Genomic DNA, 9976 nt, shown 5'->3' with positions numbered 1-9976 from the left:
CCCTGGGCATCACCTACTGGGCCGCCAGCCGCACCAAGTCGACCGCCGACTTCTACACCGCCGGCGGCGGCATCACCGGCTTCCAGAACGGCCTCGCGATCGCCGGCGACTACATGTCCGCCGCCACGCTGCTCGGTCTCACCGCGATGATGTACGCGCAGGGTGTGGATGCCTACATCTACATGCTGTCCTTCTTCGTCGGCTGGCCGATCATCCTGTTCCTGATGGCCGAACGCCTGCGCAACCTGGGCAAGTTCACCTTTGCCGACGTGGCGGCATTCCGCTTCCAGCAGGCACCGATCCGCATCTTCGCGGCCTCGGGCACCCTGGTGGTGGTCGCCTTCTACCTGATCGCCCAGATGGTCGGCGCGGGGCAGCTGATCAAGCTGCTGTTCGGCCTGGAATACTGGATCGCGGTGGTCATCGTCGGCGCGCTGATGATGATCTACGTGCTCTTCGGCGGCATGACAGCCACCACCTGGGTGCAGATCATCAAGGCCTGCCTGCTGCTGGGCGGCGCGTCTTTCATGGCCTTCATGGTGCTGCTGCACTTCGGCTTCAGCCCCGAAGCCATGTTCGCCGGTGCCGTGAAGATCAAGACCGAACTCGCGCTCAAGGACGGCAAGGTCGCCGAGGCGGCGGCCTCCATCGGGCAGTCCATCATGGGGCCAGGCAACTTCGTCAAGGACCCGATCTCGGCCATCAGCTTCGGCATGGCGCTGATGTTTGGCACCGCCGGCCTGCCTCACATCCTGATGCGCTTCTTCACCGTGCCCAGCGCCAAGGAAGCGCGCAAGTCCGTGATGTGGGCCACCGGCTGGATCGGCTACTTCTACCTGCTGACCTTCATCATCGGCTTCGGCGCCATCACCTTCGTGCTGACCAACCCGCAGTTCCTCGATGCCAAGGGCGGGCTGCTCGGCGGCAACAACATGGCGGCCGTTCACCTCGCCAACGCCGTGGGTGGCAACGTGTTCCTTGGCTTCATCTCGGCCGTGGCTTTCGCGACCATCCTGGCCGTGGTGGCCGGCCTCACGCTCTCGGGCGCCTCGGCCGTGTCGCACGACCTCTACGCCACCGTGCTGAAGAAGGGCAAAGCCGACTCGGCCGCAGAGTTGCGGGTGTCCAAGATCACCACGGTGTGCCTGGGCATCGTCGCGGTGGTGCTGGGCATTGCCTTCGAGAAGCAGAACATCGCCTTCATGGTTTCGCTGGCCTTCGCCATCGCGGCCTCGGCCAACTTCCCCGTGCTCTTCATGAGCGTGCTGTGGAAGGACTGCACCACCAAGGGCGCGGTCATCGGTGGCTTCCTGGGCCTGGTGTCTTCGGTGGCCCTCACCGTGGTCTCGCCCTCGGTGTGGGAGGCCACGCTGGGCAATCCCAAAGGGTCGGCGCTGTTCCCGTACACCTCGCCTGCGCTGTTCTCGATGACGATCGGCTTCCTGGGCATCTGGCTGTTCTCGGTGCTGGACAAGAGCGAGCGCGCACGGGTGGATCGCGCTGGCTTCCTGGCCCAGCAAGTGCGCTCGGAGACCGGCATCGGCGCGGCCGCCGCCGCCGCGCACTGACAAGCACAAGCACAAGCCGGTGCCGAGGCGTCGCCTCGGCACCGGCTGGGTGGTATCAGGCCGCGACGGCCTCGGCAGGGGCCGCCACCGGCTGGCGGATCAGGTGGTCGAAGGCGCTGAGCGCGGCCTTCGAGCCCTCGCCCGCCGCAATCACGATCTGCTTGTACGGCACCGTCGTCGCATCGCCCGCCGCGAACACGCCCGGCACGCTGGTGTGGCCCTTGGCGTCCACCACGATTTCACCAAAGCGGCTCAGCTCCACCGTGCCCTTGAGGAACTCGGTGTTGGGCACCAGGCCGATTTGCACGAACACGCCCTCGAGCTCGACGTGCTGCACGTCGCCACTCACGCGGTCCTTGTAGCTCAAGCCATTGACCTTTCCGTCAGCGCCGGTGATCTCGGTGGTCTGCGCGTTCACGTGGATGTCCACGTTGGGCAGGCTCTTGAGTTTGCTCACCAGCACCGCATCGGCCTTGAGGGCATCGGCAAACTCGATCAGCGTCACATGCTGCACGATGCCGGCCAGGTCGATCGCGGCCTCGACGCCGGAGTTGCCGCCACCAATCACCGCCACGCGCTTGCCCTTGAACAGCGGGCCGTCGCAGTGCGGGCAATACGCCACGCCCTTGTTGCGGTACTCCGCCTCGCCGGGGACGTTGACATTGCGCCAGCGTGCACCGGTGGACAGGATCACGCTGCGTGCGCTCAGCGTCGCGCCGTTGGCCATGCGCACCTGCACCAGGCCATTGGGCTCGCTCGCGGGGATCAGCTTGTCGGCGCGCTGCAGGTTCATGATGTCGACGTCGTAGTGGCGCACCTGCGCTTCAAGCGCCGCAGCGAACTTCGGGCCGTCGGTTTCGAGCACGCTGATGTAGTTTTCGATCGCCATCGTGTCATTGACCTGGCCGCCGAAACGCTCGGCCGCCACGCCCACGCGGATGCCCTTGCGGGCGGCATACACCGCCGCGGCCGCGCCAGCGGGGCCACCACCGACGATCAACACATCGAACGGGTCCTTGGCATTGAGCTTCGCGGCTTCGCGCGCATCGGCGTTCACGTCGAGCTTGCCGACGATCTCTTCCACCGTCATGCGGCCTGAGCCGAACACCTGGCCATTGAGGAAGACGATGGGCACGGCCATGATCTCGCGCGCCGTCACCTCGTCCTGGAAGGCGCCGCCTTCGATGACCGTGGTCTTGATCTTCGGGTTCTGGATCGCCATCAGGCTCAGCGCCTGCACCACGTCCGGACAGTTGTGGCAGGTCAGTGACATGTAGACCTCGAAATTGAAGTCACCGTCCAGCGCCTGGATCTGTTCGAGCACATCCGGCTCAACCTTGGGCGGATGACCGCCGGTCCACAGCAGCGCCAGCACCAGCGACGTGAACTCGTGGCCCAGTGGCAGGCCGGCGAAGCGCAGCGAAGTCTCGCTGCCGGTGCGCCGCAGGGTGAAAGAAGGCCGGCGGGCGTCCTGGCCGTCTGTCTTCAGGGTGATCTTGTCGCTGCGCAGCGCCTGGATGGTCTGCAGCAGGTCAAGCATTTCCCGGGAGCTCTCAGAGTCGCTCAAGGAGGCGACGATCTCGAAAGGTTGGGTCACGCGCTCCAGATAAGCGCCGAGTTGAGCCTTGAGGGTGTCGTCCAACATGTCGTATTTCCTTTATCAAGCGACTTTGAGAACCGGCCTCCTCATGGATTGAAAGGCGGCCAGGGGTCCACCCGGCGGGCCTTCTGGGCCCGCGGGTTCTTCGATGTGCAACCGGTGAGGCAGCGCCTCATCTCAGGTTGAACGGTGGATCAGATCTTGCCGACCAGGTCCAGCGAGGGCGCGATGGTCTTGGCGCCTTCGTTCCACTTGGCCGGGCACACTTCACCAGGGTGGGCGGCGGTGTACTGGGCGGCCTTGAGCTTGCGCAGCGTTTCCTTCACGTCGCGGGCAATCTCGTTGGAGTGGATCTCGGCGGTCTTGATCGTGCCTTCGGGGTTGATGATGAAGGTGCCACGCAGCGCCAAGCCTTCTTCGGGGATGTGAACGCCAAAAGCGTTGGTCAGCACGTGGGTCGGGTCGCCCACCAGCGGGAACTTCGCCTTGCCCACGGCGGGCGAGGTTTCGTGCCACACCTTGTGCGAGAAGTGCGTGTCGGTCGTGACGATGTAGACCTCGGCGCCGGCCTTCTGGAACTCGGCGTAGTTCTCTGCCGCGTCTTCCACTTCGGTCGGGCAGTTGAAGGTGAAGGCCGCGGGCATGAAGATCAGCACCGACCACTTGCCCTTCAGCGTCTCGTCGCTCACATCAATGAACTTGCCGTTCAGGAAGGCCGTGGTCTTGAAAGGCTGGACGGTGGTATTGATCAGGGACATGGTTTTCCTTGGGTTGGGTTGAAAAGAGGGAGCGACCAGAAAGGGTTTTCCGAATCGCCTTGGGACGAATGATAGCAAATAACTACCAATCTTCAGGATTGATAGTGTTTATGCACCCGATAGCTTTTCTTGTTGCCGTGCAGCAACTCGCCCGATGCGGGCGATTCGTGTTTACCACAATCTGGCGACACCGCCGTTGAGGTGCGATTTGAGCGGGCAAACCGCGCTCCTGACGGAGGATTTCCGACCAGATTTCCATCAGCTATCACAAAAAAATTATCGAAAACTTAACAAGAATGGTTTTCATTTGTAATAATAAGAAAAGTAGCCAGCCCGCCCCTCCCTGCCCTTGCCCTGTGCGATGCGCGCGACACCGAGTGGATGCATGCCAGCCAACTCCATCAACGCATGCATACGTAAGGATTTTTGATGTCCAGAGCATCCACCCCGTCGGCTGGCCGGCGCGGCGTTTTGTCGGGTTACCACTTTCCCATGCAAGCCACGGCCCTGGCCTGCAGCCTGTGCGCCCTGAGCCTGGGCAGCGCCCACGCACAGCAAGCCGGCGGCTCTTTGTCCGAGGTCGTCGTCTCGGCCTCGGGCGTCGAACAGAAGATCGCAGACGCCCCCGCGAGCATCTCCGTGGTCACGCGCGAAGACCTGGCGAAGCGCCCCTACACCACCTTGCTGGATGCCGTGCGCGACATCGAGGGCGTGGACGTGGGCGAGACCACGGACAAGACCGGCCAGGGCACCATCAGCATCCGGGGCATGGGCGCTGACTACACACTGATCCTGATCGACGGCAAGCGCCAGAACAACAACGGCGACCTGTACCCCAACTCCTTTGGGGGCAACCAGTTCAACCACATCCCGCCGATCGAGACGATCGAGCGGATCGAAGTCATCCGCGGCCCGATGTCCACGCTGTACGGCGCGGACGCGCTGGGCGGGGTGATCAACATCATCACCCGCAAGATCCCCGATCAGTGGACCGGATCGGTCACGCAGTCCTTCACCATCCAGGGCAACAGCGCCTTCGGCGACGACAAGACCACCGACTTCAACCTCATGGGCCCGATCCAACCGGGTGTGCTGGGCTTGCAGCTGCGCGGCAGCCTGTACGACCGCGATGCATCGCGCCCCGAGTACGCGGACGTGGTGTATCCGAACGGTGCCGTGCGCCCGCGCGCCCTGGGCTTCGGTGGCGGCGGCAAGACGGTGGACAACAAGAACCAGAGCCTGGGCATGCGCCTGGCGCTCACACCCAGCGCGCGCCATGAGTTCCTGTTCGATGTCGACACGTCGCGGCAGACCTACAACAACCGGCCCGAAGCCGACGGCAGCTTCCCGCTGGGCACGGTGGACAGCATCGCCACCATCTGGCGCTCCAACAACGCCACGTTCGCAGCCCCCCAGGTGGGCTACCTGCCCGAGCAGAAGTTCACGCGCGACCAATGGTCGCTGACGCACAAGGGCAAGTGGGACATCGGCAACAGCGAGATCTCCCTCTCCTACGTGGACACGGCCAACAAGGGCCGGACCCTGCCGTTCTCACCCGAGGAGCGGACCCGTCTCCAAGCATTGTGGGCCGCCGTTCCGGGCGCCAACGCGACGGCCAAGCTCAACAACATGACGCCTGCGCAGCGCGCCACGCTGGAGTCCTTCCTGCCGCGCCCTGCGCGCGTGATGGAGACCCGCCAGTACACACTGGACGGCAAGCTGGACATCCCGCTGGGCAACCACCTGGTCGTGGTGGGCGGTCAGTACATCGACGGCGAGATGGAAGACGGCACCTTTGGCATGTTCGGCAACAACCCGCAGCCCGGCACTGTACAGAAGCATGAAATGACCTCGGTGTTCGCCGAGGGCAACTGGCAGCTGCGTCCCGGTTTCACCCTGACCACCGGCTTGCGCCATGACAACCACAACATCTTCGGCGGGCAGACCAGCCCGCGCGTCTATGGCGTGTGGGAAGCCAACCCTTCGTGGACGTTCAAGGGTGGCGTGAGCACCGGCTACAAGACGCCCAAGACCAGCCAGCTGTTCCCGGGGATCACCGGCTTTGGCGGCCAGGGCACATCGCCCTTTGTCGGCAATCCCGACCTCAAGCCCGAGACCAGCGTCAACGGTGAACTCGCGGCCTACTTCAACAGCACCAACGGCCACAGCTTCAACGCCACGGTGTTCCAGAACCGCTTCAAGGACAAGATCGACAGCGGCGGCCCCACCATCGCCAACTGCGAAGGCGCTGCACCGGGCGTGCCCTGCGCCGACGTCGGGCTGGGCTGGCGCGACCTGGGCTTCGCGTCCTTCAGCCAGACGCAAAACATCAGCCGCGCGGAACTCAAGGGCCTGGAGCTGGCGGGCCGCTACCGCCTTTCACCCACGTGGACGGTGCGCGCCAACTACACCTACACCGATTCGGAACAGAAAACCGGTGCCGCCATCGGCCGACCGCTGTCGGAGAGCGCCAAGCACATGGCCAACGCCGCGCTGTCGTGGTCGGCCACGCCTTCGCTGGAACTGTTCTTGAACCTGGAGGCCGTCTCCGACCGCTACCGCGGCTGGGACGCGCTGACCAACAGCGCGATGTACTACAAGCCCTACAACATGCTGCACCTCGGCGGCAGCTACCGCATCAGCAAGAACGTGACGCTCAACGCCCGCATCAACAACCTGCTGGACCATGACTTCACGAGCTACAGCACCAGCTTCACCAGCTGCACCAGCGGCAACACCTGCGTGGGCGGCCAGCAGCCGGTCTTCCGCGACGACTACAACGTCAAGGCCAAGGCCCGCAACTTCTGGATCAGCCTGAACGCCCGGTTCTGACCCACCGCCCCCCAGCGCTGACCTGTTCAGCGGCGCGCGCCACGGCCCTCGGGCCCTGGCGCGTTGAGTCGTTCCTGACGCCAATTCACAACAAAGTGGAAAAATTGTGAATAGGAATGATTTTTATTTGTGATAATCCCGGCCGAAGCCAGCCAAAGCCCCCAGACGACCAGCCGTGCCCTTGCACCGAGCCGGAGCGATGTGGAAGCCCGCCAGCCAACACACCATCGCACCGCATCGCAAGGACTTATCCATGGCCCATATCCGCAGCCGCAAGCACAGCAAACCCGTTCATCTCCTGGCGCTCCTGGCCGCCTCCGTTCCTGCCGCCGGCATGGCGCAGCAGACCACCACCCTGCCCACGGTGACCGTCAAGGAAGCCCCCGAGGTGCCGTACAAGGCCGACAGGTCGGCCAACGACAAGCTGACGGCACCGCTGGTGGACACGCCCAAGACCATCCAGATCATCAAGAAGGAAGTGCTGGAAGAGCAAGGCGCGGTCACGCTGATGGAAGCGCTGCGCAACACCCCCGGCATCACCATGCAGATGGGTGAGAACGGCAACACCTCGGCCGGCGACACCTTCCAGCTGCGCGGTTTCTCGCTGCAACAGAGCACGTTCGTGGACGGCATCCGCGATCTCGGCGCCGTCACGCGCGACACCTTCAACCTGGAACAGGTCGAGATCGTCAAGGGCGCCGCAGGCGCCGAGACCGGCCGTGGCGCGAGCTCTGGCTTCATCAACCTGATTTCCAAGCAGGCCCACCTGGGCGACGAGAGCAGCGCTTCGGGCACGATCGGCACGGCAAGCCGCAAGCGCGCCACCGTGGACCTGAACAAGCAGCTCAGCGACACCTCCGCATTCCGGCTCAACGCCATGGCGCAGGACAGCGGCGTCGATGGCCGCGACTACGTCAAGAACAAGGGTTATGGGCTTGGTCTGTCCTACGTCGCCGGCCTGGGCACGCCCACCCGCGTGCACCTCTTCAGCCAGCACCTGCGCCAGGACAACGTGCCCGATGGCGGCATTCCTGCGATCGGTTACGAGGGCTACACCACGGCCATCGGTCCCAAGGTCCGCCGTGAAAACTTCTACGGCAGCGTGAATGACCGCGAAAAGGTGGATGCCGACATGTTCACCGTCAAGGTCGAGCACGACCTCGGCGAGCGCACGACCATCCGCAACGTCACGCGCTACGGCCGCACGAGCATGGACCGCACGCTCACGGGCGTGAACACAGGCAACACCGGCATCACCACCGCGGGTGCGCAGTCCGCCTGGACCGTCAACCGCTCGCGCCAGCGCGTGGACCAGGAAAACAGCATCCTGGCCAACCAGACCAGCGTGAACACCGAGTTCAAGGCTGGCGGCATGGAGCACGCCCTGGCCGCGGGCGTGGAGTTGCTGCATGAAAAGCAGAATGCCTTCGACCGTGGCACGGCCGTGGGCACGACACCAGCGGCCAACCTGTACAACCCGGACCCGTTCCAGACCATGGCCGACTTCGGTGGGCGCACGGGCGGCGTCACGGGCGGCACGACCAACACCATCAGCGCCTACGCGTTCGACAACGCCAAGCTCAACGAGCGCTGGTCGATCAACGGTGGCCTGCGCGTGGATGTCTACAAGCTCAGTACCGACAACGTCACCGCGGCGGGCGTTCGCACTTTGCTGGACGATTCGCGCAGCCTCGTGAGCTGGAGCGTGGGCAGCGTCTACAAGCCCGCTGAAAACGGCAGCGTGTATGCGTCCTATGCCACCTCGGCGACCCCTCCAGGCACCAGCAACTTCCAGTTGAACAGCTCGCCCACCAACCAGGCCAATTCGACACTGGACCCGCAGAAGACCGACACGGTCGAGCTGGGCACGAAGTGGGAACTGCTGAACAAGCGCCTGAACGTGGCCGCAGCGCTCTTTCGCACCGAGAACGACGGCCAGACGTCGCAAGACCCGATCACCGGACAGACCTTCCAATACGGCAAGACCCGTGTGCAAGGCCTCGAGCTGTCGGCCGTGGGCCAGATCACCAACTTCTGGCAGATCACGGCCGGCCTGGCCAAGACCAGCACGAAGGCGCTCAACCAGCGCTCGCGCAACGCCACCACCGGCGTGGTCACGGTCACCGACGGCGTGCGCTGGTCGCCCGATCTCACCGCCACCGTGTGGAGTTCGTACCAGCTGGACAAGCTCACGCTGGGCCTGGGTGCTCGCTACACCTCCGAGCAGAAGCGCGTCGTCACCGTGGGCGGCACGGGCAACGTGCCCAGCATCCCCTCGTCCTGGGTCGCCGATGCCATGGTCGCCTACCAGCTGACCGACAAGGTCAGCCTGCGCCTGAACATCTACAACCTGTTCGACAAGGAATACCTGATGGCCTTGAACAACGGCGGCGGCCGGCTGGCGCTGGGCCTGCCCCGCTCCGCGGCGCTGACGGCCAACGTGAAGTTCTGATCCCCACCACCCGCCATCACACCGCGGTCAAAAAAAGGCCCGCCCCCTGGCGGGCCTTTTCCCGTTTCAGGAGCCCAGTCCATGCTGCTGCAAATTCCCCAGGTTCTCACGCCACCCGAGGTGGCCGACATCCGCCAGGTGCTCGACACCCAGGGCTGGGTGGACGGTCTGCGCTCCACCGGGCCGCAAGCGGCCAACGTCAAGCGCAACCTGCAGCTCGACACCGCATCGCCTGTGTTCGCAACGCTGTCGCAGCGCATCGCGCAGGCGCTGCAGCGCCACCCGCTGTTCGTCTCGGCCGTGCTGCCCGCCACCATGCTCCCGCCCATGTTCAACCGCTACGAAAGCGGTGGGCACTATGGCAACCACATCGACAACACCATCCAGACCGACCGCTTCAGCGGCCAGAAGGTGCGCACCGATGTGTCCACCACCGTCTTCCTCAGTTCACCCGACGAGTACGAAGGCGGCGAACTGATCGCCGAGGACAGCTTTGGCACGCACGAGATCAAGCTCGAAGCGGGCGATGCGATCGTCTACCCGTCCACCAGCCTGCACCGCGTGGAGCCGGTCACCCGTGGCGTGCGCGTCGCCTCGTTTCTGTGGACGCAAAGCCTGGTGCGCGACGCATGGCGGCGCTCGATGCTGTTCGAGCTGGACATGACCATCCTCAAGCTGCGCCACCAGTTGGGCGACAGCGCCGAGGTGGTGGCGCTGACGGGCCACTACCACAAGCTGCTCCAGCAGTGGGCGCAGACTTGAACGC

General features: G+C 64.5%; 6 protein-coding genes. 4 read left to right on the top strand and 2 right to left on the bottom strand.

The window, feature by feature from the left end; all coding sequences use genetic code 11:
* The coding region (locus KIT86_RS14975) for a cation acetate symporter (RefSeq protein WP_297399715.1) at positions 1 to 1568 on the top strand (1568 nt) is incomplete at its 5' end.
* A gap of 55 nt (positions 1569 to 1623) precedes the next feature.
* Here the strand turns inward: KIT86_RS14975 and ahpF are convergent.
* Both ahpF and ahpC read right to left on the bottom strand, forming a co-directional pair.
* Positions 1624 to 3213: an alkyl hydroperoxide reductase subunit F gene (ahpF, locus tag KIT86_RS14970; protein ID WP_297399713.1), complete on the bottom strand. Its 1590-nt coding sequence runs from the start codon at positions 3211 to 3213 to the stop codon at positions 1624 to 1626.
* A 149-nt stretch (positions 3214 to 3362) separates the two neighbouring features.
* Complete coding sequence (gene ahpC, locus KIT86_RS14965) at positions 3363 to 3926, bottom strand: alkyl hydroperoxide reductase subunit C (protein WP_291111412.1); 564 nt, start codon at positions 3924 to 3926, stop codon at positions 3363 to 3365.
* Between the two features lie 429 nt (positions 3927 to 4355).
* Between ahpC and KIT86_RS14960 the strand changes: the two genes are divergently transcribed.
* The 3 genes from KIT86_RS14960 (at position 4356) to KIT86_RS14950 (ending at position 9972) form a co-directional block, all read left to right on the top strand.
* On the top strand, positions 4356 to 6758 hold the full coding sequence (locus KIT86_RS14960; protein ID WP_297399710.1) for a TonB-dependent receptor: 2403 nt from the start codon (positions 4356 to 4358) through the stop codon (positions 6756 to 6758).
* A 253-nt stretch (positions 6759 to 7011) separates the two neighbouring features.
* On the top strand, positions 7012 to 9210 hold the full coding sequence (locus tag KIT86_RS14955; protein ID WP_297399708.1) for a catecholate siderophore receptor Fiu: 2199 nt from the start codon (positions 7012 to 7014) through the stop codon (positions 9208 to 9210).
* Between the two features lie 81 nt (positions 9211 to 9291).
* The gene (locus KIT86_RS14950; RefSeq protein WP_297399706.1) at positions 9292 to 9972 is read left to right on the top strand and encodes a Fe2+-dependent dioxygenase; all 681 of its coding nucleotides are present in this window, start codon (positions 9292 to 9294) and stop codon (positions 9970 to 9972) included.
* The last annotated feature ends 4 nt before the right edge of the window (positions 9973 to 9976 follow it).

The sequence above is a fragment of the Hydrogenophaga sp. genome (assembly GCF_026125825.1).
In the GTDB taxonomy this organism is placed as follows: Bacteria; Pseudomonadota; Gammaproteobacteria; order Burkholderiales; family Burkholderiaceae_C; genus Hydrogenophaga.
This window is presented reverse-complemented; position numbering and strand designations above follow the sequence as displayed.